Raw genomic sequence first — 25,434 nt, 5'->3', positions numbered from 1 at the left:
TTTTGCTTAAGCCAGCAGCTTTTTTCTACGATCACTTTTATTGTTTTTTTCATTTGAAATATTTAAACGGACAAAATTTTAGGGTTATTTTACATACCTTCAAGGTCTTGATCGAGCATCTCTAATGTAGGAATGACTTTTTCATGTATGAATTTTATGTTTTCATTTCGAGAATTTTGAGTTGTAGCGTTTATTTTTTCTTGCAGACGGCTTGTTTCAAGAGAAGCTTCAAGGTTTTCTTTGTTGGCATTTTCAATCAGGGACTTTGCGGTATTTTTTATCGTTGCTTGTTCAACAATAGCTTCTTGGTATTTATTTTCGAGTTGCTCAACACGTCCTTTAAGATTACGGTTTTTTTCTTTAACCGAAAAAGACTCAAGTTCTGCTTGCAGTTGTTCTTGACGCGCCTGTTCAAGTTTAGGTTTAAATTGTTCCTTCATTTTTGACTCTGTTTGAGCAATTGCTTGTTCTTTTTCTTCAAGAGAAGAGGTTAATTTTGTTTTCAAGCTCCTTGTTTCTTCACGTGCTTTACGTGCAGCAATTTCAAGCTCAAGATTAGTTTTTTCTTTTTCTTCAAGCTTTGGCCTGAACTCCGAAATTACTTCGGTTTTTGTCTGTTCAATTGCGGCCGCTTGTTCTTGGCGGGCATTTTCTTGTTGAGTTTTTAATTCTTGTTGCGTTTGTTGAATCTGTGATTGCAATTTTTTCTGGGCTGATAGATGAGCACTTTCTTTTTCATCTAATGTTTTCTTAAATTGATCCTGCAGTTGTTTTTGAGTAAGGGTTAGTGTCTTATTTTTTTCTTGTTCAACTTGCTGAACTTTGTCTTTGAAATGTGCAGCTGTTTGTTCAGCTTCTTGAACTTTATCTTTCAGATGAGCGACTGTTTGTTCTGTTTTTCGCTGTTCGACTTGCAGATTAAGATTTTGAACTTGAGTATCTTCAAGTTTACTCTTGAAGCGCTGGATAAGCTTATCTTCGGTCTGTTTAACTTCTTGTTCTTTTGCTTGAATAAGTTGTAACTTCTCTTGAGTTAATTGCAGAACTTTGCCTTCAGTTTCTTTTACTTTACCCTCAAGCTTAGATGCTTTTTCAGTTGCCTGAAGAGCATCAACTTGTGTGTTTAAAAGTTGTTTATTCACATCTTCAAGTTTACCCTTCACTTCTTGCTTTATCTCACTGACCGCGGCTATTTTTTCTTCTTGCGCACGTGTCAGTTTTTTTTGAACGACCGCATTTTCTTCAAGAGCTTCTCGTGCCTTGCGTTCAAGTTCTAAGTTATTCTGTTTTTCTTGTTCCAATGATTGAGCAAATTTTTTGCGTAATTCTGTTTCGGATCCAGAGAGAGATTCCATTTCCCGCCTCAGTTCAGATAAATCGCCGGATGCTTTTCCGGTGAGTTGCTCAATATCTTGTTTTGCTTGATCAAGCTCTTTTTGTAATGTGTTAATAGTTTCTTTTTGCTCTTGAGATGCCGCTTGGCTTTGTGCAGTATGTTGAACTTCTAAAGCGAGTTTATGCTCTGGACTAGGTATTGTATCTTTGTATTTAGTAATGCTTGCTTGAGCCTGCATAAGCCGTTGTTCAAGCTCAATAATTTTTGAATCTTTATCTTTTAATTTTTTCTTCGTTTGCTTACGTTTTTTTATTTCACGCGTCAGTGTATTTTTTAAATCTTTAATTTCTTGAGTAAGTACTTCAAGGTCACTTTGTATGTTTGATGAGATTGCTAAAGGGATTGTTCCGGAAGTATCAGTAGATTGCGGTTGAGGAGTGCGTTTAAGAGCAATAAGTTGAGGTGGACGATCTTCAGGATTACCAATCGTTTCATCCATGGCTTGATGAACAATTTTTTTTAATTCTGTGTCGCTCGGGTTTGTGCTACGGTTATTTGCCGCAGCCCGACTTAGTTGAGCATTAAGTTCGTAAAGCACAGCAAGTCGAACTTTTTTTGTTTCTTCCATGGTGAGATTTTTTTCTTTTGCAAGATCTTCCAGAAATTGATCAGCTGATTTTTGTGCTTGTACAACATTACGCAGACGCGTTGCTCGTTTTACGATTTCTTTGTAGTGCTCATCGCAGACATAGGTTGTATTGCTAATAGTTGCATCAAACCAACGACTTTGACGCGCAAAGCGTTTCATAAAATCTTGCGCTTCGGTTTCAGATTCGCCTTCTAAGATGATTTTTTTCATGAGCGACATATTATTATGAAATTCATGAGATGTTTTATCTTTCCATGTTTTTTCAACGCGCGTCAGAGACTCCCCGAGTGGTGATAGCGGAGTTGTTTGAAAGAAGCTTGAACTCGCAAGCAGCGGTTTCTCAAAGGACTGCTCAAGTTTATCGGTAAGCGCTTGCGCCCGTTCTTCCCTGCGGCGCCTGAGTTCTTCTTCTTCAGCTTCGCGTTTGCGTCTAATGGCATCTTCTTCTTCTTGGCGTTTTCGTTTGATTGCTTCTTCTTCTGCTTGGTTCAGTAAAGAGACCACTTGTTGTGCAGCTTGATGTCGCAATGCTGTTGATGTTTGTTGAACTTCAACTTGCACTTGTTGAGCCTGTTCCTTGAATTTTTTGGTAAGCTCTTCAGATTGTTTTTTTGCAAGTTCTTGAATTTCTTTTGTTCGCTGAGCAACCTCTTCCTGCATTTTCTGGTAGCGCTCTTCGGCTTTTTCATGTAAGAGTTTGGTTCGCTCGCTAACCTCTTCTTCCAATTCTCGTGCTTTAACTTGAGCAGCTTGCAAAAGATCGGTCATTACCCCATTATCAAAAGAGGTTGTTGAACCAAGAAGTGAAGCGGCACCCAAGACAGGTTGGGTATTCATTTTTTTATGTTTTTTTCCAGTTCGCTTTGCCCAAAGACTTGAAATATTTAACGTATTTCCTATCGTTAAAACAACACATACGATTAAGTAAAATATTTTTTTCATGATATAACCCACCCTTCTTCGAATCGAGCATCCAGGAGGCTGCCGATTAGTCTCCTATCCCTCACTATAAAAAATGCTTCCAGCCGAATACAAGAAAATAACAATTTGCAAAAAAGAGTCCGATGGGTTGATCATTTGGTTGAATAAAAGATTAAGACTCTTGACTTGCTTATTAATTATTTTGTTAATCAGTGCATTATTTTACTTGGCGATGAATAGTGCTAAGATCCAAAGAGTTGTTTGTTGTACAAAAAGAAGGAGACCGGGCATGATTCAATTTCAGGTGCTTATTCGCTATGTGCTTTTGATAGCAGCCCTCAGTCTTTTGGGGTATCGCATAACGAGTATTGTTCGAAAACACTATTTTTCTTCTACTCAAAGTATTTCAGACCAAAAAAATGATGTTGTTATTCAGAGTGATCAGGCATGGATGACCGTTTTTATACATGGTTCATTTGGCTCAACGCTTGGGCTTTTAAGTATTCCACGTGTACTTGATGACAATGTTCGAGGTTCTTCTTATCGAGAAGTGAGTCGTAGACTGCGAGAGGATGATCTATTTTTTAGTGAGCAACCTGTTCTTGGTCGTGGCCTTACGCGTATATCTCCATCATTTAATCTGCAAGCAACTAAAGGTAAAAAATATTCCGCATATCCACTTATTAAAGCTTATGATGTTATTGATGAACACCTTTCTCCCGAACGTGGTGAACAGTTTTTTTATACCTTTGGCTGGACTGGTCTGATGAGTCAGAACAGTAGGCGCTACGAAGCTATTCGTTTGTATAATGCATTAGTAAAAGAGCTTTTGAGACTTAAAGAGCAAGGTAAAAATCCAAAAATACGACTTGTTACGCACAGTCATGGTGGAAATTTGAGCCTTAATCTTGCAGCAATAAGTACGGTGCTCAGTCTTAAATCATTTAATCATGAACAAAAATTTTCTGAAGACGAAGATACCGATCGTTCAATTCGTGCCATGCTTGAAATTATAAAAGGGTTACCAAGTAGGGCAAATATGCCACCCAAAACTGGTCAAAAAGTTTTGGATTATGTTCCAGAATCAAAAAATTTGGTCATTGATGAGCTTATTTTGTTTGGAGCTCCTATTCAACCAGAAACTCAAGGTTTTTGTTCCTTTCCTATCTTTAAAAAGATTTTTAATTTTTATTCAGGTGAAGATTTTATTCAGCGGTTTGACTGGGTTTCTACTCGACGTTATTTCAGTGATCAGCGACTTTCTCATGAGAGGTTTTCTTCTTCCAAAGATGGACAGATGGAGTTTCCTCAAATTATTCAGGCTCGAATTATGATTGGTCGTCAGTGGAGCAAGCGTCCAGGAATAATTACTCAGGAGATGGATAAAAAATTAACAACAACAAATCATATTTCCGCACCAGCATCATCTTCATGGTGGCAGAAAATGTTTTTTGGAAAAAAATCGGTTGAGCGAACATCTGCTGATCCTACGCACAAAGAGTTTTGGTTTATTTCATGGCCAGATTATTCTTCTGGGTCTCAGCATCAAGTTGGGTTATTGCCTTTGCCTATCATGATTCTTACTCCAATGTTTTTAAAGCTTCTTGAGCCGTTTAAGCAAATGCATGATATTGATATTAATATTCGTTTGAATAATAAATTTGTTAAGGCCAGCCTTGCAGATCACGAACAAACAATTATTCGTGCTGAACAAAAAATTCCACGCAACTTAATTGAGATGATAAAAGTTCATTTGAATAGTTGGAAGCCTGCTCTAAAAACAAAAAAAGAAGAATTTGATTCTATTTATAAGCATGTGGTTGATTAAACATGGCTTTGCTTTTTTTTCACCTCTGGGTATCATAGTTTCCTATACAGACTGTCAAAAGGCAGCACCCTGTGCCGCGTTGAGAGTAAAGGGTTGCAACAGGAGAGAATGATGCCACTTAAAAATCTGAAATTTTTTTTTCACACATGCATGCTTATCGCTGTTTCAGGGATATTCTTGCAAAGTGCTGTAAATGCTCAAGATCAAGAAAAAGAGGAATCTGAAAAACAAGATTTGAATAGAGTAGTTCGAGATGGTCTTACTATTAACGATATTACTATTTCTGGTAATAAGCACATAAAAACAGAAGTTATTCTTAAGCGATTACCTTACCAAAAGGGTGGAGTTTTTGATGCTACAAAAAGTAGTATTGCCATTCATAATATCTATGGACTTGGGTGCTTTCGGCAAGTTAAACTTGAAGGCGAAAAGCTCAGCAAAAAAAGCATGAACCTTCATATTATTGTGGAAGAAAAGAAGCTTCTTGATCGGTTTGAGTTTGAGGGAAACAAGGCTGTTCGAACAAAAACTATCAAAGAAAAACTTAATCTTGAAAAAATGTCAGCAGTTGACGAAGAAACGGTCCGCAAGATAGAGCTTGGAATCATTAAGCTTTATAAAGAAGAAAATAGACACATGGTCAAAATTTCTTCGCGTATTCAAGTGAATAAAGATAATCCTGATAAAGCGGCTGCCATTTTTACTATTACAGAAGGTCCACAATCAACGGTTGTGCGTGTCTTTTTTAAAGGGAACAAAAAAATTCCAGATCGCAAGCTTCGTTCTATTTTATTTACGCGTGAAAATTGGCTCTTTGGTTTTTTAGATAGCGCAGGAACCTATCAAGACGACATGCTTGAAATGGATAAGCACCGCATTGAATATTTCTATCGCGATCACGGCTACTTGATGGTCAAGGTTCCGCGAGCAGATGTTGAGTTCTCTGAGAATAAGCAGGATATTTCGGTTACCTTTCATATTCAAGAGGGTGAGCAATTTATTGTGCGCAGTGTTCGATCTCCAGGCGACGATATTTTTACACACGATGAATTAGCTCCTCTTATTTCAATCAAAGAGGGTGAGCCCTACTCTCAAACCAAGCTGGTCAGCTCAATGAACCGCCTGCGGGATATATGGGGTGAGAAGGGTTATATTTATGCTGATGTTTATCCTCAGGTAAAGCCTGATGAAGAATCGAATGAAGTTGATATCTCTTTTCATGCTGATCGTGGCAAGAAGCTCTATGTGAATCGAATTAATATTACGGGAAATAGCTACACGCGAGACAAAGTAATTAGACGTCAGCTTGATATTATTGAGGGTGACTTGATTACTTCTAAGAAACTGAACCGCTCTCGCTCAGGTGTTGAATACTTAAGCTTTTTCGAGCGTGAGGGTGTAAACTGGAAAATTCATCGAGTTTCAGATGAGCTTGCAGACCTTGAGATGAATGTTCAAGAAGCAAAAACCGGCAACTTTAATTTTATGCTCAGTTATGGAAGCGATCGTTATGCCGCAAAGCCTTCATTACGTGGTTCGTTGACGGTAAGCAAAGCTAATCTTTTTGGTTTAGGCTACGACGTTGGTGGTATGGTTCAATCAAGTTGGCGTCGACTTCAGCGTATTGAAGCAAATTTTACCGATCCACACATTTTTGATAGTGACATCTCAGGTGCCTATTACTTTTACAAACGCTGGAATGAGCTTGAAGAATGGCGCAGCGTAACACCAACTCCCGTTGAAAAGGTTGCAGGAATCGACGCTCGCTTTGGATTTGCGTTACCATTTATTGATAAGCGCCTGCAGTTAATTCTTGATATAGGTATTGAAAATATTAAAAATAATAACCCGCAACCCAACCCGCGCTTTTTTGGCACACAACAGCAATTAGATGACTTTTCACTGATTGTAAAACGTACTTTCCAAAGAGGCACCTTGTTCTGGCTTGGCCTTGATTTGATTAAGGATACGCGTAATCACCAGGTATACCCAAGCGAAGGTTATCGTTGGGCAGTTACCACTAAAACTGCTCCACCTGAATTTAACTCACGCTATAGCTTTATTAAAGCTGAGCTTGAGGCGAGTTATTATACTTCATTAATTGGTACCGATTATCTCGTTCTTGCATTGCATGGAAAAGGTGGTGCTATTCGATCTCCAGAATCAGGAAAAATAATTCCATATAAAGAGCTTTTCCATATGGGCGGTCAGACAACAGTTCGTGGATTCGTTTGGGGCAGTATTGGACCAGCATGGACAACCGGCGACCCAATTGGTGCACAAAATGCGGTTCTCTTTAATATGGAGCTTGTGTTCCCCCTTATTCCTGACTATTCAATGAAGGCTCACTTCTTCTATGATTCAGGTGCCGGATGGAATACGCCAAAGTCGGATATTCCGGATCGCTCATCGATTAAGCGTGATAAATTTGATCTTCGTCATGCAGTTGGTTTTGGTTTGAACTTGCTTAAACCGATGCCGGCAAAGATTGATTGGGGCTTTAAACTTGATCGTAAAAAGAAGGATGGCGAGTCGCCACATGAGTTCCATTTGAGTATGAATTACGCTTGGTAAAGTTGCCATCATTTATAATTGTTTTTTTGTGCAGCGGAGATTTTGCATCTCCGCTGCATTTTTTCTTATTTTTATCTTGCTTTTTGTCCTTATCAGATCTACAATTCCTTTCGCTTCTATAAAGATGGTGAATTGAAAACGGTAATGGTGTGTGGTGTGTTAATAGTTATTGTAGAAGCACTTTTTAAGTGACAGGAAAACGCTCATGAAACGTATGATGTTTGTAATGGCAATTGTGGCAACAGCAATTTTTGGTAGAGCATTAGCTCAATCCAACTTATATGTTGCAATTATTGATGTAGAAAATAGCAGCTTTGTGTGCCAAGAAACAATGAGCCTTGAAGTGTATGCTGAGCTTCTAAAAAATGGTGAAGATGTTGCTCTTAAAGAAGAGTTTCCAAATGCAGCATTTGCTTTGATTTATATTGATCCTGAAACTGGGGCTTTAACCCCAACTGATGCTCAAGCTCAACTCAAGCTTTTTAGACAACAAGATCCAAATTGGTATGCACGTAACGTTACTTTAAAAAATATCTTGAAAAAGTCAGGTAAACTTTTCTTGAATACCTTGGAAGTAGTTATGTTGATTACCTGTTGGACCGGCAGCGAAGTGCTTATTCCAGGGTCGTTAGAATTATACAAACATGGTAATACATTTGCAAAATGGGCTCGTGATCAATATCGCGAAGCCTTTCCTAATCTTCCGGCAGCAGAAGCAGTATAAAAAGAATTAATTGAGCAAGGGGTACTTAGATGATGTCAAAAGCTGTTAAAATGAAAAGTCTTATTCTTTTTGGAGCAGGTTTTTTATTTGTTGACACAATATTTTGTTTATCGATTGACCCCTTGAGCAAGATTACCATCAAAAGCTCTCGAGCTACTTGTGGCAAAAATAAAACAGATTCAAAAGATATAGTTCTCACGTATCTTGATGATGTGCATGTTGAATTTGCAGATCATTCAACAGTAACATCTCAAGAGCTTGAAGTGATTTGTAACTTGAATAAGTCTCCATCAAAAACATTGCCAGAAAAAAGTGGGAACAAAAGTTCAGATCAAAAATCTAAGGCTTTATCTCAATTTAAAAAAATTACTTTTTCAAAACATGTTGTTATCAATAAAGATGAATTTAAAGCTACTGCAGATTATGCGGACATTTTAGTTGATCAACGTTTGTGCTCATTACGTGGTAATGTTCAGATTGAGCACAAAAAAAAATCACCTAAAGATGTTCCTGTACAAGTTAAAAGTGATGCTGCAACGATTAGACTTGATTCACAACAAATCCTTCTTGCAGGTTCTTCAAAGAGTCCGGTAAGCACTGTCATTGATCTTCAAGATCATCCAATTATCAGAAATAAAACCGATAAAAAACAGCGTCAACAGCAACCAAAAAAGGGAGCTGTTAAGCAATCGTGAATATTATCAAGATTCTACCTCCTCATGAAGCGCAAAAAATTGCTGCAGGTGAGGTTGTAGAGCGCCCAGCTCATATTCTTAAAGAATTACTTGAAAATTCAATTGATGCTGGAGCTACTCAAATATCAATATGGGTTGAGCAAGCTGGTAAACAACTCATTCGAGTTGTTGATAATGGCTGTGGTATGAGCGCAGATGATGCGAATATGTGCTTTTTGCCCCATGCAACCAGTAAGGTTTCTTCACTTGACGAAGTCTATGCGGTGAGATCATACGGGTTTCGGGGTGAAGCGCTTGCCAGTATTTCTGCGGTGAGTAAAGTTACCTTGATTACTCGCTTGCATGATGATACATCAGGTGTTGGGGTTAAGCTTGATTTTCAGCAGGGTGCTATCATCAGAGAAGAGGTTATTGCGTGCCCTATTGGTACAGATTTAGCAATCCGAGATCTTTTCTATAATATCCCCGTAAGAAAAAAATTTTTAAAAGCTGACAGCACCGAATGGAATCAACTTCAAGCAATTGTTCAGGCATTCTGTTTAAGTCATCATACCCTTCATTTTAAACTTTTTCATGACGATAAGCTTGTAATCAATGCACCTCCAGCTGCAACACTTAAAGAGAGAGTTATGCAAGTTTGGGATCATGATTTAGCGCAAAATCTTATCCAGCTTGAACAGCCTGAAAAACAATTGCCATGGTTAAGTTATTCAGGGCTTATTTCTAGACACCAGTTTTGGAAATATGGTCGTACTCATATTTTTTTCTTTGTAAATGGACGCTGGATTAAAAATCAAGAGCTCGGTAAGGCCCTTTTAAAAGGGTATTTGAATGTCTTACCTCCCGGAAAATTTCCAGCAGCATTCATCTTTTTGCAGGTTGACCCAGCTCACGTTGATATCAACGTACATCCTAAAAAAGAGGAAGTTCGGTTTATTAAACCTGCAACGGTTGACGCACAAATTTTTAATGCGGTTAAAGCAACGCTTGAGCAACAGCTTAATCGTATACTCCAGCCAGATACGACATTAATTTCTGAATTAAACTTTGAAACTCCAACTCCTCAGATGAGTTTTGAGCAGTCATCTGGAATCGGGGAGAAAGACGAATCACATTCTGTTAATAAAAACTTTTTAGTAAATAAATATTCATCTGGCACTCAGCTACCATCTCACATGTATCAAGCAAAATCGCCGGTTAATTGGGATACTTTGCTTAATTTAAGTGCTGTACAATTGCAGAATCCTATTCAACAATCCAAGCAATCGCGCGATATTATTATTCAAGAAGCTGTTGTTCAAGAAAACCAAGAAAAGCTTTTTTCTTCTTTAGCAAGAGAAAAAGAAAGCGAAGTTGTTACTTCATTTTCAATTATTGGGCAGCTTTTTACAACCTATATTCTTATTCAAAGTAATGACCAGCTTATTATCATCGATCAGCATGCAGCTCACGAACGCGTTTTATATGAAAAGTTCCTTAAAAACTTTCAGCATAAAGAGGGTACTGTTTTACTCTTTCCTGAAGTGATTCGAGTAAGTAGCGAACAGATGAAAATTTTGCAAACGGTATTTGATTTTTTCGAAGAACAGGGTATTCTCCTTGAACAATTTGGAGTGTTGGAGGTTGTTATTAAAACCAGTCCTCCTTTAATTGCCCAGCATGATTTGAAAGATCTAGTCTTTGAAGTTATAGAATTTATTCAAGAGCATGAAGCAATTGATCGTGAATTTTTTCGCAAGAAACTTAATGAGTTTACACATAGTCATATGGCCTGCAAAGCAGCCGTGAAAGCGGGCGATTTGTTAGAGCCTATTTTTATGCACCAACTTGTGAGTGACCTTATGATCGTTCAGAATCGCTTTATTTGTGTTCATGGTCGTCCAACTATGTGGACTCTTGGCAAACCTACTATTGAGAAAAATTTTCGTCGTCGTTAAATCACCACGTTTTTATGTAGAAAGTATTATGAAGAATAGATTCTTAACCTTGGTTCTTGCATTGAGCGCCAGCGTCATGATGAGCACTGTTTACTCCCAGTCTGAAGCATTTATTGCAACCATCGTAGCAGATTTTGTTGTGTACCAAGCGCAGTGTGAAAAAGATATGCGTACGAGCCCTGCGGCTCAATCACGTGTTATGTGTAAATCAGGTGAATACAATAACTATTTATTTGCTCGAATTATTGCCCGACATGGAATTGAAACTGTCGTAAAAATACTCGCTCAAAAAAGCTGCGAAGATATTGCCTTTGAGCAAATTGTTGAATTTGCACTTTCATGTGAAGATCTTAAATTGCCAGTGGCAGACTTTTATAGCCCGTTAATTCATCTTGCAGCTCGTTATAATAATGTTCCAATGCTTGAATTGATTCTGGGTGGGGGTGATTATGTTAATCTGGGGACATCTTTTCCGATAACATATTGTAAAGATTCTGCCGGTTGTTATTGTTTTATTTCCGATATAAGCCATAGCGTATTTGGCGTAATGTCTTTCGGAGAAATTCGTGTCTTTCAGCATAATCATTTAGGTTACACTCCCTTGCATTTAGCAGTATTTGCGCGAGCAAAAGAATCAGTATTATTTCTTTTGCAGAAGAGTGATGTAAAAGTTGATGCCAAGATTCTTATGCTTACCTTAAAGTCCTTTCCCTATGCAGGATCTCCGGAAGATATGCAAAAGGCGAGTGAAATTTTTGAAATGCTTTTGGCGTGTAAATTGGATTTGAATATTCAGCGTGAAATTCCCAATGCACTTACTTGGTTAAAAGAACATAAGCCATCTCTATTAAAAAAATACATTAATGCTCGAGATGCTGTTGAGGCAATTGAGCAATTACTTAATCAAAAAGCATCCTGTATTATTGCTTAAATGTTATTGTTTGAGAAAAATTTAAAAGGGCTATGATTTTAAAGTTATAGCCCTTTCTAATATCACTTAATAATATTCTTATTCAAGCATATTCTTGCAAATTATGAGTGATTGTATCCTGTATCAGTGAAACAACTTTTTCAAGTCCAGCTTCAACATAAACAGCTTCATGCGTAATCCATGTAAGAGCATGATTTCCAAGTTTACGTCGTTTCTTTTGATTCTTAAGCAGTGCTTCGGTTTGTTCAAAAAGCTCTTCAGGAGTTTGTACTTTGATAATAGCTTGCTGCTCGGCAAGCAAGTTAACAATTTCTCGCGTGTTTTCATCATGAGGTCCAATAATCATTGGGTTTCCCCAGGCTGCTGGTTCTAGAACGTTATGTCCGCCAACAGGAACAAATGTGCCGCCGGGGAAGTAGAGGTCTGCAATCGAGCTGAGCATAAACAGCGTGCCAAAGGTATTTACCACCACAATATCGTTATCAACAAGAACTTTTTCTCCAAGTTCTGAAATAAGCTCGCTGAGATTTGAAATTTTTAGAGAACCGTCACTCCATATAAAAAATGGTAGTTTTGTGAGTGTTACTTTTTGAATTAGTTCATCATGCCAGTCTTTAAATCTTGGAGCAAGAATAAGCTTGAGTGAAGGATTATCTTTTTTCAGTGTGGTGAAAACATTGAGGTAATGGTCAACTTCTCCCTTGTGCACTGAGCCAACAAGCATGATGGTTGATTGCTTCTCTTTGTTAAATTGCTCAAGCTTGTCTGCGTGCCCGAGCAAGAGAGATTCTTTTTTTGGCATGACATTAAATGCTTTGATGTTGCCAAGAGAAGTAACCATGTGAGACGCAATTCCGGCCTCTTCAAAGAGTTTTTTGTCCTGCATGCTTTGAGCAAAAATTTCAGAAAAATTACTAAAAAGATTGTGATAAAGAGGATTATTATTCTGTAAATTCTTTGCGGTGCAGCTGGTCATTTGAGCATTGAGCAAATAGATGGGAATATTTTTCATATGTGCGTACATGACCATGGTTGGCCATACTTCGTGCTCAAGAGCAATAATAGCTGTCGGGTTAATACGAGCAAAAGCCAGCGACATTGATGCAATGTTATCATGAGGCAGCATGCTGACGTAATCGGCCTTAATTGTTTTTTCAGCAATATTTTTGCCCTCTTGCGTGCTTGAAGTTATGTAACAAGCACTTCCTGGAATTTCATGTTTAATTTTTTCAACCAGTGCTTGAATCGATAAAATTTCACCGGCGTTGAGGCCATGAATCCAGACCACATGCTGTGAGCTGTCGGTTTGTGGAACAAATCCCGACTGCTCTTTAACCAAAGCACAGACCTCTTGAGCATTAATTTGTGTGATAAATGTGTAAGGAATAACTATTGGCAAGATGAATAGTTGAACGAATTGATAGAGCAAGAATATAAATAGCGTGAGCATAATAAAAACCCATTTTAATTATTTTTACGTTTTTTTACCTAAGAGAGTATACAACGCATTAATAACCACTTGAAGTGCTTCAAGTTTGAGAGTTTTAGATTTAGTTATGAGAATAAAAAAGGGTTGCTGTTGTGAAGCAGCAACCCAATCATAAGATTTTTTTTGCTTAAGCGACTGATGCTTTATTTGGTAAAAAGTCATACAGCGCGTTGATACTTGCTTGCTCAATTCCCTCGAGGTTAAGCAGTTCCGGCTCAAGAATTTTATTTGCAACTAGAGAGGTGAGCCCTGCTCCAGCTAAGAAAGCTGGTAATGCGTGTGCCAATGGTAATTGGATTAAAAGATCTTCATCATAATTAAAGTGATCTTTTAGTGTTTCATTCAATTGTGCAAAAATCAGGGCGAAACCAAGATAACTAGTAAAACTTGAAGTACCAGAAATAACTCCTCCACTCAACATTGCCACTATTTTCTTGATAATAGTTGCAGTGGAATTTGCGCTACTTTTTTCAAAAACATGTGTAAGAAGCGTAATGATTTTTTCAAGCTTGATTTGGTTGATCTCAGTTAATGTTTCATTACGGGATAATTCAGATTTAAAATCATTGAGCTTTTGAGCAAAGCTATTAAGCGATGAACTATTTTTAGGTTCGATTATTTTTTTCAGAACCAAGAATGATAGTCCAGCTACAACTAAGCCAACCGGAACGCCTACCTTTGCCGTTGAACTTACAAAATCTGACATATCGATATGCTCGCCAAACCAAGGATTTGTAACCGTTTTTCTTTGACTTAACCGATATGTACTTCCAACAAATAATCCAGCTAGGCCTCCAAGTCCAAGAGCGCTACATGTGGCAGCGGCTTTGTTTTCAAGCGTTGATTGTGAAGATTTTTGGAGAAGTGCAATGAGTTTATCTAGATCCTGTGTAAGTTTATTATCGGTAATTTTATTATCATTCATCACAGCAAGGCCTGAATTGATTAACGTTTCTTCTGCTAGCCCATAAGCGGTAGCTGGTGTGCTGCATGCAAGAATACTCATTACAAAAAAGAGGTTAAGCATATTTCGATTCATCAATAAATCCTTGAGTTTAAGTAGCAAAAAAAATAATAATTATGAGGGTTTATGCTACATTAAGATTCCTATAAGTCAATTAATAATTATTTTTTACTTTTAATTGAAATTGTAAGTAAATAGGAGTCTTCAGTGCTTGAGGTCAACTCTAAGTGATAGCAAGAAGCTTGATTGAGCTTGTTCTTGATTGAGTTAAAATTTTATCTTTTATTGTTGTTCATGCAGGTTCTTTTGTTCGTCCGTTGTATGTACAATCTGATATTCCATATTCAGATACTCAAAACCACCACCTCGAGCAGCTAAGCGATCTGCAACAATGCTCACTTGCGTTGCTGCAAGGATTCGTTGTAATGGGATAGGCGATGCAGCACCCTCTGTACGCGTTGCTTGAAAGAACGCATTAATCAAATTTTCATGTCCTTTGTCTTGAGACATTGATTTTTGATTAAAAGAAAGCGGCATACCGTAACCGGTCAGTTCATAAAAATCATTCATCTTGATAGTTTTGCCATCAAAGAATATTTCCATGTACTCTTTGCCAAGGGCATTGCTGCCAAGGGTACTATACACCAACGAGCATAATGAACCATCACTCATGGTGATATGTGTTGCAAAATTGTCATGGCCAAGGTCTTTATTACGAGGGTTTGTTGATGACACGGCAACGGAAATAGGAAGAGCATCGGTAAGGAAACAAAAGAGTTCAAACATATGGCACGCTTCGCCAATAATTCTACCGCCATGTTCTTTGCTTTGAATCCAATGGTCTTGCCCTAAATATCCCGCATTAACCCGATACATAACTTGAATAGGATTGCTTCGCAAACCAAGAGCAGCTTTTGTTGATTGCATAAATGGTGCAAAAGGACGGTTAAAATCGGCACAGTACATAGCATCTGGATGAGCAGTAAGAAAGGTGCCAAGTTGATTGAGTTGTTCAATATTTACTGCTACTGGTTTTTCGCAAAAAACCGCTTTCCCCGCAGCTAAGCAATCAATGGTCTGTTGCATGTGAAGTGCATGAGGAGTTGCTATAACAATGACATTCACATCATCATCGGCAAGCATTTTTTTGTAATCATTATTAATGCGGTGTGCGCCATATTGACGAGCGACATTAAGTGTTGTTGATGCGTCAGAATCGATGATTGTGTGGATATGGCAATTTTTTATGGTGTTGATGATCGGTAATAGTTTTACTTTAGCAAAGCCACCGGCTCCAATAACGCCAACCTTAATTTTCTTATCAATAGTAACAAATCTCTTGGTTTGGTCGGGCTCAAGGAGCTGATCAAGTGCCGTAAAATTTTGCTGGTTACTGGAAGATGAATATGAAAGAACAATACCCAAAGCATCACTTTTTTGTAAACATTCATAGGCTTGTTCAACGTTATTCAGATCAAATTCATGCGAGATAAGTGGGTCAACGTTAACCTTTTTTTCTTCCAAGAGTTTAATGAAAAGTTCCATGTTGCGATTTTCAGTCCAGCGAACATAATCGTATGGGTAATCTTTTCCATCAATTTCGTATGATTTGTCATATCGACCTGGACCATAGGAACAAGAGATGAGAAAATCGATCTCTTTGGTATAAAATTGTTCACGATTAAAATCTATCTTCACATCACCAACCAAAACGACTTTTCCTTTTCGGCGGGTAATGTGCATGGCATGATCAATAATTTTTCCTGATTCAGATGATGCTGCAATAATCGTAACATCAACACCTTTGTGAGCTGTTGCAAATGCTACTTCATCAACAATGTTATTTTTAAGAGCATTAAAGCTGTGGGACGCACCAAAGCTTCGGGCAAGATCTACTTTTGTATCAATCAAATCTGATGCAATCACTTTGCAGCCGGCGAGCTTAACAAGTTGAACCGTTATTTGGCCAATCAAACCAAGACCAAGTACGCAGACCGTTTCACCCAGTTGTAGTTGTGCACGCCTGACTCCTTGCAAAGCAATAGAGCCAATAGTGGTTAAGCTTGCTTGCTTGAGTATTGCTTGATCATAAATCTTCACGGCAAGATTTTGTGGTATTGTTACCAGGTCTGCGTGATGAGCATATGCTGCGCCTGCACAGGCTACATAATCACCAATCCGAAAGTTGGTAACATTTTTGCCAATATGAACTACTTGGCCTGCGCACGAATATCCAAGTGGCATTACCTGATTGATTTTTTCTTTGATGAGCGCAATAGTGCCCGCAACTCCATTTTCTTTGAGTGCGCCAAGAACCTTTTGCGCATGATTTTGAGCATTTTGAGTAAACTTACTAAAAAGCGATTGTCCTGAGGCGACAAGCGTTGCACCTTCAGTACCTGTACTAATAAAAGAATAATGAACTTTTACTATGATGTTATTTTCATGTTCAAGTGGCATAGCAATGTCATGCAGTTGAACATTTCCGCGCTGGAGGAATACTTGCTTCATCGATTCTCTTACTCCTTTTAGTAGTTTTATGGATCGCTTCGCACGAGGTTATAACTCGTTTTAATAGCGCCTTCAAGAAAGTCTTGTGTGTGACGGGTTCGTAAATCGTAGAGCAGCCCGCAGCTATCAATAACAACTTTATCTGAAAGAATTTCTTCTCTGATGTGAAAAAATTCTTTGTGTTTGACTAAAATAACAACCATATCAGCCCAAGCAATTCCTTTGAGCAAGCTTTGAGGTGATTTAAAATCAAGCGCACTAATCGTTGCTTGTGGAACATTAGGATCAAAAACCTGAAGATCGAAAAATGAGTTTTTTTGTCCGAGCTCTTGCGCTATTTTAAGTGCTGGCGATTCACGAATATCATCAACATCTTGCTTGTACGTCAGGCCAAGTGTCAAAATGTGTGGTTTTTCAACACCAAGATTTTTAAGCTCTTGAGCTTTGTTGAAAATTGTTTCCAGAACCTTAAAGGGTTTTGTGTCATTAATCATACGTGCTGTCTTAAGCAGTGATGTTTCTTCAGGGAAGGTTTCAATTAAGAAAAATGGATCAATTGCTATGCAATGTCCTCCAACGCCACATGTTGGCTTGAGAATTTTTACGCGTGGATGCTTATTTGCAAGTTCAATAACGTGATGAGGGTCAAGGCCGGCTTGCTCGCACATGCCAGCAACTTGGTTTGCAAATGCAATCATCACATCGCGTGAGCTATTTTCAATGAGCTTCACCATCTCTGCCGTTTTATCATCAGAGACGTGGATAAAACCTTTCACAAATTTTGCATAAAAAGCTTGAGAGAGCTCGCATGAGCGTTGACAGATCCCACCAACAATACGATCATTGGTAACAAGTTCTTTAAATATTCTTCCAGGAAGGACTCGTTCCGGGCAGTGTGCAACAAAAAAATCAATACCAACTTTGAGGCCAGACAGCTCTTCCAGTTGGAGCGTTAATTTTTCTGTTGTACCAACAGGAACGGTTGACTCAAGAATAACTAAGTTCCCAGGGCGAAGACGCTGAGCAATAAACTCTCCTGCAGCGAATACATAACTCAGATCTGCTGTTTTATTTTCTTTAAAAGGTGTTGGAACTGCAATAACAAAGTAGTCAGCATATTGCAAATCTGTGTAAGCTTTAAAATTATTATCTTTGAGCGTTTCCCAGAGGCGTTCAGTAATTTCTGGTTCAAAAATAGTCGGATTTCCAGTGTTTATTTTTTTTACTTTTTCTTGATTGGTATCAAAGCCACTTACATTATATCCTGCTTGAGCAGCAAGAATGGCTGTCGGCAAACCAATATAACCAAGCCCTAATACCGAAACGCGCTTCATTAGCCTCTCCATCTCTAAAGAAAGTGTTACTGGTGCCTACTCATAATTTTTTCTGTCTCTGCACAAGCCGTTTTCAATGCACTGTTTTCATTCAATGTTGAGTGGCTTGGTTGTATCAGGTTCTTTATGATTGCTACAATACGGTCGCATGCTTTTCCGTCCCCATAGACCAAGGAGTCTGTGTGGTTGTTTTTTTGTTGAGCATACAAAGTTAACATTTCATGTAATATACTTTTTTCGTCTGTTCCTGCAAGTGTCAACATGCCTTCCCAGATGCCTTCTGGGCGTTCCGTATACTCGCGTACCACAATAACAGATTTACCCAAACTGATTGCTTCTTCTTGTATCCCACCCGAATCTGAAACTACCCAATTGCATGCCATGAGCAAGTAAACAAGGTCTTTATAGAGAAGTGGAGGCATAAGATGTATATTTTGAATATCCTTGATGCACGAGGCCTCAATTGCTTTGAGGACATGTGGGTTTGGATGAAATGGATAAAAAAAAGTTACATCAGGATGTTGAGTCGCAAATTTTTTGATGCTTGAAAAAATTTGTTCAAGACCTCCGTTAAAAGACTCTCGACGATGTGCTGTTACAAGCACAATTTGCTGTTTATTTTTTTTACAATTTTCAATCTGCTCTATCAGTTTTGGACAGATACTAATCTGCTGTCTGTTAATCCGATCTCTAATCCAAAAAAGTGCATCAACAGCGGTATTGCCTGTACAAGAAATAGATTCTCGGGCAATCCCTTCTTTTAAAAGGTTGGCAACATTAAGTGCTGTTGGTGCAAAGTGAAATGATGCACAGGTACTGGTAAAAACACGATTTACTTCTTCAGGGAAAGGAGAATATTTATTGCCGGAACGTAGTCCTGCTTCAACATGTCCTACAGGAATTTTGAGATAGAATGCAGCGAGTGCTGCAGCAAAAGTCGTCGTTGTATCTCCCTGAACAAGTACTAAGCTTGGTTTGTATTCTTGGTAAACGCGACCAATCTTTTCAAGAATAGTGCAGGTAAGAAAAAAGAGATCCTGATTTTCTCGCATGACATCTAATCTGATGTCTGGAGTAATTTGAAAAAGATCAAAAACCTGAGCCAAGAGTTCGGAGTGCTGAAAAGTTGCGCACAACAAAGTTGGAATGTTTTCTCTGGTTAATGCCAGGTAGAGCGGAGCTAGTTTAATTGCTTCAGGGCGAGTGCCCACCACAATAATAATTGGCCTCATCTTCTCTCATTCTCACTTTTTGAAGTAAATAACAACTCAAAGATAGCAAAGGGGGGGAAGAATGCAAGTAACGTACGTTATCCGTTACTTCAAGTCAATGACTGACGCCTTGTCATGCAATTCTTTTTCAAGCTGTTCCAAGTGCTCAGATTTTCTTTTATCTTGAAGCTCTCGTTCGATTTCAATGTAGCGTTCATCAAGTGTCTTAAGGCGTCGATCTTGCTTTGCTAAAAGTTTAATCACTTTACGTTGACCATCAATTTTGAATGGCTTGGAAATCTGCCCCGTTTGCATGCCTAGAACAAAGGAAAAATTTTCACCGATCTCTTCTTTTTCAATGAGCCCCAAGTCATGCCATGAAGCATCATGTGATGCAATAAATTCTTGAGCGTTTTTTATTTTATCAGCAGGTATTGTACAGATTGAAAGATGATATGCTTCCGGTAAATAACTTGGATTATTTTCATAAAATTTTTCAACTTCTTGCGATGTTATAACTAGTCGTTCGCTCAATTCAACGCGACGTACATTTTCTGATGCAATCAATCGACCAAGTTGAGTTTTGTAAGCAATAAGCGAGAAACCGCTTTCTTTGAGTTGATCCTCAAATTCTTCTTCTCTCATGCCGGTGAGATTGTTTTGAATTTTAAAGGTAACGAGTTGTCGTTCGATGTCTGCGGGTGTTGGGAGCATGTGCAGCTCGCCAGCCTTCTGAATAAGAAGTTCTTCCATCGTCAATTCTTCAAGCGTGTAACGGCCGCCTTCTTTGGAAATGCGTGGAAGATTGAGATCAGACTGCAAAATATTTGCACCGTTAACACGGCGAACTATTTTATCAATAACCCATCGCTTACGTGTTGGTGTAACTTTTTTTGGTGCGCTCTTGGTCATTTGAGCTGTTGTTGCAGTACTTACCATGTCTACACGCTGAATAGATGGACGAGATTTTTTTAAGCGTGACGGTAACTTTGTTTTTTCAAATCGACTGATTGTATCTTCTGCTCCAAGGGGGAGTACAATGATGCTTACAAGCAAAATAATGATATTTTTTTTATTCATGATGGGCCTCAATTTCTTTGAAGTTATTTAAACCTGAATAGGTTATCAGGCTGCAATTAGCATACGTTATAATTGGCCTACCTGACAAGCTCAGACACTAAAAAAGGCGAGCCCATTAAAGCCCGCCTTTTTTAATATTCGTTATCGAATCAGTTTATGCAGCTGCAGAAGCATCCATCTCACTTTCAAGTGACATTTCTTCTACTGAAGGAGCACCTTGATCAGCTTCATCTTGTGGAGCTTCTTTTCCTTTTTCATTGAAGTAATCTTCGTTGATTGTAACTTCAAATGATCCAGAAAGAGACTTAAGACGATCATCAAGTTTGTCTCTGAAGAGATTATTTTTTAAAATGCCTTCAACTTGTGTGCGAATTTCATCAAGACCAAAGAATTCAGTTTCTTTTGGATCAGCAGCACAGAAAACATGGAATTGTTTGCCTACTTTTGCTTTGCCAACTGCTGGGAAGTCGCTCAACGCAAGAGCCGCGCTCTTGAGTGCTTTTGGAGCTATTTCAACACCGGCTTCACCACGCGCATCTTTGCTTACGCGACCGTAATCATTGAAGCTGCCTGCAGTTTCTTGTTTTGCAAGTTTTTCAAATGCTTGCATATCGGTAGGAGCTTTTGCTTTAAATGCTTCAGCTGCAGCATCGTTATCAAATGCTACTGAGCAAACAAGCACGCCGCCAGCAACTTTAACATAGCGATCTTTGTTTTCGTTGTAGTGCTTTTTAACATCAGAGTCTGTTACTTCGATGCCATCAAATATTTTCTTTTCAAAGAATTGAACAATCAATGAGCGCTTAACAAGCTTAAGCATCTCTTCAAGTTCTTTTTGGAATGCAGGATCTGCTTCAACATCATTCTTTTGTGCATCAGCAATAATGAGTTCTTGTTTAACCATTTCATCAAGAAATTTACGTTTGATTGCAAGTGGAAGTGCATCTGCACCGCCGGCACCGCGCCAGAAAGGATTTGCTTGAAGAACTTGGGCAATGCTTTTCATAAAATCAGCTTCATGAATAACCGGTTTGCCATTGATGCTACAGAGCGTAGCGCCACTTTCAGATGAAGCACTTTGTGTACTTGCAACCGGCGCAGCTTTTTCTTCTTTTTTAGATTTGCTCAATGAGCCACAGCCTGCAAAAAGCGACAAAGCAACGATCATTACTGATCCACGGGTAAGTAACATGTTGGTTGTTTTCATAGGGTCATTATCCTTCCGATATTGTTTATTCCCTTACTTCCAAAATTAAAAATCAGTGTTAAAAAATAAAGAATGCTACGATAATTCGTATCGCAAATTATCGTAGCATAGGTTCTTAATTTTGCAAGAAGGCGGTAGGAGCTTGATATCGGTGTTTAGCTACTGGCGCTATCTTGAATGCTATTTATCGCACCAATTAAACCGGTTGCTGCACCAACAAACATAAATCCAGCAACTATAATAATAACAAGAATAACTGCTGCACCTTTGGTACATGACCAACACGCTTTGCGTCGTTCCTGTACTTCTTGCGAACGGCCTTCAAGAAATAATTTACTCAAAAGAGGTTCAAACATTGTCATTGCTGAGACTACTTCAGCTTCTTTTCCTTCAAATGGAGAAGCTTCTTCTCCAGCTCTAAGACGCTTTTTTTTGATAGCTGCAAGTTCGCTCTTTGATGGAATTTCGCACAGCCAAAGCTCAGTATGATTTCGTAATAAAATAATAATATTAAAACCGTAAGGACGTTCATCTTGCGACCAGTATTGTCCTGTTATATTTCCAAGAGCATGCAAAATTTGATCATGAGCTAATGGGCTTGTCATGTCTATGCGATGAAAAGCAAATTGATCACAGACATCTTGCTCATAAAGACCATTTACTCCATCAATAATTCTTATAACATCTTGCTGGGCTAAATTTTTAAACGCTTTGAGATTGCAGTTTCTTATTAAATCTAAAGCAGTTCGATTTTGTGGATTAAATACCGAAATGTTTTTATTCTGCGTGATAAAGTTGCCAATACTCTCACCGGTAATAACGGCAACCTGTGTATTTTGCAAGGTAAAATGCTTCCCAGCTTCAAGGTCAGCCATGTCATCCATTTCAATTGCATGGTGATTATCATGGTCTTCAAATTCATCGCCACTTGCATCCATACAAATAAGTGCTGATGGCATACAGAGTGTTGAGCAATACATGGCAATGCGAAAAATTTTCCAGTAATGAGATTTCATGATTTTCTCCTTTTAAATCCCCAACAAAAACTCCCCTAGATGTGATCATAAAAGTTGCAGATCTTGAGTGTCAATAAATCAACGTAGACAAATAAGAGAAAAGCCCACCAGAGGTTCATTTAAGGTGGGCTTTTTTAATGCGTTTTATAGAAGAATAGCTCTATTGTGGATCAGAGCTTTCATCACATGTTGCATAGGCTGCAAGGCTTATTGCGGCAACAACAACAGGAATAGCTACATATGAAAAACAGGAAAAAGCTGATCGTTGAGGTTCTTGGAGCTCATGGCCAAGTTTGTAAGCACCTTTCCCTTCAGCTTGAGCAACTAGATTTTCAATCGTTTCTTTTTCGTAGGTACGAGTAAAACCATCTTGATTTTGGTTTGGAGCTGCTTGCACGGTGACTGTGTTTGTCTCTGTATCCAGAATAATTTTGATATAGAGATGAGCTAAGCTTTGATCTATAAAGCACAGATATGAGCAAATTGCATCGCCAATGGCTCTGTATAAATCGTCAAGTGAAAGCAAATCTTCATTGATAGGAGTTAATGATTGGTAGTGGGGCTCTGACCTGATTGTTTTTGAATGGATTTTGACGTCTTGGAGTAATGAGTTAAAGAGTTCTTGATTGGTTTGATTACTCTCATGTTCGGTCAGTTCTGGTATTTTAAGTTCATCACGTAGAACCGCTACAAGATCTTCTTCAGATTCTGGGAATAACGAAGCATTTGGATTAAATATTTTAGTCTCAAATATTACTGTGATCAGTGTTATTAAGCTTGTTTTTTTATCATGACTATCGGCGGCTTCCATTTCGCAATGCATATCAAAATTTAATCCATTCTGAGCCAAGAGCTGTTTAATTTGTTGGTCATGAAGAACTACTTCAATTACATCTGCATTTAGTCGTGCAATTTGACTAAAAAATATGGTAAAAATAAATAAAGAAAGCTTTGCAATTTTAAACATGACATCTCCTTTTTTGTGATTTTTAAAATCTTCAATACTTGGCTCGTAGCCTAAATAATCGGCAAAGAAAGTCAATTCTGAATGGATTTTTTATCGGGTAAAAAATGATACTAAAGCTTGCCATGGCCCTGAAAAACATGATGGCTCTGGGGTTCCTTGCTCAAGATGCGTTGTTGAATCATCGTCTGAAATATGTGAATTGTTTTCTTCGGGTAAATTTCCAGACATAAAAATTGGTTGATCTATGCAGGTACTGACCAAAATTCCTAACCGAGGAAGCTGAGTAACCGCATGTTGCCAATCGTGTGACATATTTTTATACAATGCGAATTCAAGATGGTATTGGGTGATTAAGCAAATTACCTTAAAAAATTCTTGAGGATTGCAACTTTGGTCCGCGTTTTTTTGAATGGTGTAGTAATGCAATGCTTTGGGAGCGCGCATCCCTCGTGCTGACTTATTTCTGCAGTATGAGCAGTTTTCCACGCTTTGGCGGCGCATGGCTACCGTGCAATTACTTGCATCTTTTATTCCGATAGCTTGTGCTAGTTCTTCAAGCGATACTGAGGATTCCTGATCAAAAGTTCGAGTAGAAATTCCTGCAATTTCTGTAATCAGTTGGTTAAAATCCGATTCAATACGTTGCAGATCTTCTTGGTTTGAAAAATCTTTATCGTAAAATATGTTGTTCCATCGCGCACGAATATCTAGTCCTTGATCAAGGAAAAGCTGTCGAACTTGCTGATCGGTTATTTTAATATTAATTGCTTCACGAGCTGTTGTCGTTGTGGCATAAAATACTGCGCAGAAAATAAACAATACTCGATATAACGTGTTCATAAATAATCTCCAAGAAAAAGAAGGCGCTTGTCTGGTTTTCCCCGACAAGCGCACAAAAATAAGCGTAATAACTTAATTGAGTTGTTACTGAGTAATCGTTAAATTACCAAAGTACTCAGTGAGTTGTTCTATGTAACCGGTTACACCTAATTCCTCGACATAAGCACCGAGCGCTTCGATGTCTACCATGTCAGGCAGCGTGCCATTCATATATGAATTAGCCAAAACACCCAGTCCAATGGTAATGACTGACAAGGTTGCTAATTTTGTAAAACGACCACAGCAGCTTCTCATTCTTGATGTCCGTGGAGCTGAAGAGCTTAAAAAAAATTGCTTTGGAGCTGGTAGGAGATCGTCTTTTAGGTCCAGCTCTTCTGAAGCATCGTCTTCTCTAACCCAACTCGCAAGATCCTCTTGAGAGTATGTTATCACAAAGCAATCTTGCGCTGCATGTGGTGCCGTTTGAAGTGTAATAGTTCTTTCTTCAGTATCAAAAATAAGTTTGATGTAAATGTGTAAGTGTCCAATTGTTACATTTCTATCAGCCTCTAAGCGAGCTGTAATTGCTTCTTGAGTCATATAGCTCCAAATACTTGCACCGATTTCTACTAATAATGCATGGTAATTAATTTGATTATCAGCACAATTAATTACTCGATCTTGGTGTTTATCTTCGAGCAGGGCATTAAAGTTTTGGCTGTTGGTGGTATGATCGGCGCTTTGCTCGCTTATAGGCGCATAATTTAAAGAATCAAAAATAGAAGAAAAACCATGATCAGTTGATGGTATTACAGAGCTAGGCGGTTCAACAGTAATTTTTTCAAAAGTGTTGCATATTTTTTGCAATAATTCAGAGCGATTATTTTCTTGAATAGTGCCGCTTTCATCAAAGAGCGCTTGCCATTCTGCATCTAAGTTTAATCCAAAAGCAGCACAATCTTTTTTGATCTGGAAATCGTGCAGCGTAAACTCAAATTTTTCTGCTTGTACTGTTGCGCATGAAAAGACTGCAAGAGCTAGACAGCTGCTAAAATATGTACGAAATACTGACATCAGGAATCTCCTTATCCTATGACTTTTGACAACCAACGACCTTCGGTTAGTTTTAGAAAAAAAGATCAATAAGTCAATATAAGGGAGCTTTCTACGGTGTTACTTTACGATTAGTTGTTTTAATCAGGTGCTCAGCTATACTTTAAAACATGAGTAATTGTAAAATT

General features: G+C 38.3%; 18 protein-coding genes. 6 read left to right on the top strand and 12 right to left on the bottom strand.

From position 1 onward, the window contains the following. Nucleotides 1-89 precede the first annotated feature (89 nt). Entirely contained in the window at nucleotides 90-2,927 is a 2,838-nt protein-coding gene (locus JST56_04805; GenBank protein MBS1988287.1) for a hypothetical protein, read from the bottom strand. A 268-nt stretch (nucleotides 2,928-3,195) separates the two neighbouring features. Between JST56_04805 and JST56_04800 the strand changes: the two genes are divergently transcribed. From JST56_04800 to JST56_04775, 6 genes are all read left to right on the top strand, one after another. Then, nucleotides 3,196-4,734: a hypothetical protein gene (locus JST56_04800; GenBank protein ID MBS1988286.1), complete on the top strand. Its 1,539-nt coding sequence runs from the start codon at nucleotides 3,196-3,198 to the stop codon at nucleotides 4,732-4,734. Nucleotides 4,735-4,842: 108 nt separating this feature from the next. Continuing rightward, nucleotides 4,843-7,308, top strand: coding sequence for an outer membrane protein assembly factor BamA (gene bamA, locus JST56_04795; GenBank protein ID MBS1988285.1), 2,466 nt, complete (start codon nucleotides 4,843-4,845; stop codon nucleotides 7,306-7,308). Between the two features lie 205 nt (nucleotides 7,309-7,513). Then, the gene (locus tag JST56_04790; protein MBS1988284.1) at nucleotides 7,514-8,032 is read left to right on the top strand and encodes a hypothetical protein; all 519 of its coding nucleotides are present in this window, start codon (nucleotides 7,514-7,516) and stop codon (nucleotides 8,030-8,032) included. Between the two features lie 29 nt (nucleotides 8,033-8,061). Further along, on the top strand, nucleotides 8,062-8,727 hold the full coding sequence (locus JST56_04785) for a hypothetical protein (protein MBS1988283.1): 666 nt from the start codon (nucleotides 8,062-8,064) through the stop codon (nucleotides 8,725-8,727). Then, complete coding sequence (mutL, locus tag JST56_04780; protein MBS1988282.1) at nucleotides 8,724-10,664, top strand: DNA mismatch repair endonuclease MutL; 1,941 nt, start codon at nucleotides 8,724-8,726, stop codon at nucleotides 10,662-10,664. The genes JST56_04785 and mutL overlap by 4 nt, the downstream gene beginning before the upstream one ends. 28 nt (nucleotides 10,665-10,692) lie before the next feature. Further along, entirely contained in the window at nucleotides 10,693-11,595 is a 903-nt protein-coding gene (locus tag JST56_04775; protein MBS1988281.1) for a hypothetical protein, read from the top strand. 82 nt (nucleotides 11,596-11,677) lie between these two features. On the opposite strand, the gene JST56_04770 is transcribed toward JST56_04775, so the two are convergent. The 11 genes from JST56_04770 to JST56_04720 all read right to left on the bottom strand — a co-directional run bounded on the left by JST56_04770 (nucleotide 11,678) and on the right by JST56_04720 (nucleotide 25,267). Then, nucleotides 11,678-13,045, bottom strand: coding sequence for a hypothetical protein (locus JST56_04770; GenBank protein ID MBS1988280.1), 1,368 nt, complete (start codon nucleotides 13,043-13,045; stop codon nucleotides 11,678-11,680). 166 nt (nucleotides 13,046-13,211) lie between these two features. Further along, nucleotides 13,212-14,123: a hypothetical protein gene (locus JST56_04765; protein MBS1988279.1), complete on the bottom strand. Its 912-nt coding sequence runs from the start codon at nucleotides 14,121-14,123 to the stop codon at nucleotides 13,212-13,214. Between the two features lie 207 nt (nucleotides 14,124-14,330). Further along, nucleotides 14,331-16,559: a bi-domain-containing oxidoreductase gene (locus JST56_04760; GenBank protein MBS1988278.1), complete on the bottom strand. Its 2,229-nt coding sequence runs from the start codon at nucleotides 16,557-16,559 to the stop codon at nucleotides 14,331-14,333. A 26-nt stretch (nucleotides 16,560-16,585) separates the two neighbouring features. Next, nucleotides 16,586-17,893 carry a nucleotide sugar dehydrogenase gene (locus tag JST56_04755; GenBank protein MBS1988277.1) on the bottom strand — a complete coding sequence of 436 codons (1,308 nt, stop codon included), beginning with the start codon at nucleotides 17,891-17,893 and terminating at the stop codon, nucleotides 16,586-16,588. Nucleotides 17,894-17,919: 26 nt separating this feature from the next. Then, nucleotides 17,920-19,125, bottom strand: coding sequence for a UDP-N-acetylglucosamine 2-epimerase (non-hydrolyzing) (gene wecB / locus JST56_04750; GenBank protein ID MBS1988276.1), 1,206 nt, complete (start codon nucleotides 19,123-19,125; stop codon nucleotides 17,920-17,922). Nucleotides 19,126-19,209: 84 nt separating this feature from the next. Further along, entirely contained in the window at nucleotides 19,210-20,184 is a 975-nt protein-coding gene (locus tag JST56_04745; protein MBS1988275.1) for a hypothetical protein, read from the bottom strand. A gap of 154 nt (nucleotides 20,185-20,338) precedes the next feature. Beyond that, complete coding sequence (locus JST56_04740; protein MBS1988274.1) at nucleotides 20,339-21,391, bottom strand: peptidyl-prolyl cis-trans isomerase; 1,053 nt, start codon at nucleotides 21,389-21,391, stop codon at nucleotides 20,339-20,341. A 155-nt stretch (nucleotides 21,392-21,546) separates the two neighbouring features. Further along, a complete protein-coding gene (locus tag JST56_04735) occupies nucleotides 21,547-22,407 on the bottom strand; it encodes a hypothetical protein (protein ID MBS1988273.1) in 861 nt (286 codons plus the stop codon). 160 nt (nucleotides 22,408-22,567) lie between these two features. After that, nucleotides 22,568-23,374: a hypothetical protein gene (locus JST56_04730; protein MBS1988272.1), complete on the bottom strand. Its 807-nt coding sequence runs from the start codon at nucleotides 23,372-23,374 to the stop codon at nucleotides 22,568-22,570. A 90-nt stretch (nucleotides 23,375-23,464) separates the two neighbouring features. After that, nucleotides 23,465-24,214: a hypothetical protein gene (locus JST56_04725; protein ID MBS1988271.1), complete on the bottom strand. Its 750-nt coding sequence runs from the start codon at nucleotides 24,212-24,214 to the stop codon at nucleotides 23,465-23,467. Nucleotides 24,215-24,298: 84 nt separating this feature from the next. Then, the gene (locus tag JST56_04720) at nucleotides 24,299-25,267 is read right to left on the bottom strand and encodes a hypothetical protein (GenBank protein MBS1988270.1); all 969 of its coding nucleotides are present in this window, start codon (nucleotides 25,265-25,267) and stop codon (nucleotides 24,299-24,301) included. Nucleotides 25,268-25,434: the final 167 nt, after the last annotated feature.

This window comes from Candidatus Dependentiae bacterium, assembly GCA_018266175.1.
In the GTDB taxonomy this organism is placed as follows: Bacteria; Babelota; Babeliae; order Babelales; family RVW-14; genus JAFEAY01.
The sequence above is the reverse complement of the archived record's forward strand: the minus strand, read 5'-3'. Positions and strand labels throughout refer to the sequence as shown.

What these genes read in the sequence shown, in the direction of transcription:
- JST56_04805 (MBS1988287.1), bottom strand. Translation starts at nt 2,927, where the DNA reads ATGAAAAAAATATTTTACTTAATCGTATGTGTTGTTTTAACGATAGGA.
- JST56_04800 (MBS1988286.1), top strand. Translation starts at nt 3,196, where the DNA reads ATGATTCAATTTCAGGTGCTTATTCGCTATGTGCTTTTGATAGCAGCC.
- bamA (MBS1988285.1), top strand. Translation starts at nt 4,843, where the DNA reads ATGATGCCACTTAAAAATCTGAAATTTTTTTTTCACACATGCATGCTT.
- JST56_04790 (MBS1988284.1), top strand. Translation starts at nt 7,514, where the DNA reads ATGAAACGTATGATGTTTGTAATGGCAATTGTGGCAACAGCAATTTTT.
- JST56_04785 (MBS1988283.1), top strand. Translation starts at nt 8,062, where the DNA reads ATGATGTCAAAAGCTGTTAAAATGAAAAGTCTTATTCTTTTTGGAGCA.
- JST56_04775 (MBS1988281.1), top strand. Translation starts at nt 10,693, where the DNA reads ATGAAGAATAGATTCTTAACCTTGGTTCTTGCATTGAGCGCCAGCGTC.
- JST56_04770 (MBS1988280.1), bottom strand. Translation starts at nt 13,045, where the DNA reads ATGCTCACGCTATTTATATTCTTGCTCTATCAATTCGTTCAACTATTC.
- JST56_04765 (MBS1988279.1), bottom strand. Translation starts at nt 14,123, where the DNA reads ATGAATCGAAATATGCTTAACCTCTTTTTTGTAATGAGTATTCTTGCA.
- JST56_04760 (MBS1988278.1), bottom strand. Translation starts at nt 16,559, where the DNA reads ATGAAGCAAGTATTCCTCCAGCGCGGAAATGTTCAACTGCATGACATT.
- JST56_04755 (MBS1988277.1), bottom strand. Translation starts at nt 17,893, where the DNA reads ATGAAGCGCGTTTCGGTATTAGGGCTTGGTTATATTGGTTTGCCGACA.
- wecB (MBS1988276.1), bottom strand. Translation starts at nt 19,125, where the DNA reads ATGAGGCCAATTATTATTGTGGTGGGCACTCGCCCTGAAGCAATTAAA.
- JST56_04745 (MBS1988275.1), bottom strand. Translation starts at nt 20,184, where the DNA reads ATGAATAAAAAAAATATCATTATTTTGCTTGTAAGCATCATTGTACTC.
- JST56_04740 (MBS1988274.1), bottom strand. Translation starts at nt 21,391, where the DNA reads ATGAAAACAACCAACATGTTACTTACCCGTGGATCAGTAATGATCGTT.
- JST56_04735 (MBS1988273.1), bottom strand. Translation starts at nt 22,407, where the DNA reads ATGAAATCTCATTACTGGAAAATTTTTCGCATTGCCATGTATTGCTCA.
- JST56_04730 (MBS1988272.1), bottom strand. Translation starts at nt 23,374, where the DNA reads ATGTTTAAAATTGCAAAGCTTTCTTTATTTATTTTTACCATATTTTTT.
- JST56_04725 (MBS1988271.1), bottom strand. Translation starts at nt 24,214, where the DNA reads ATGAACACGTTATATCGAGTATTGTTTATTTTCTGCGCAGTATTTTAT.
- JST56_04720 (MBS1988270.1), bottom strand. Translation starts at nt 25,267, where the DNA reads ATGTCAGTATTTCGTACATATTTTAGCAGCTGTCTAGCTCTTGCAGTC.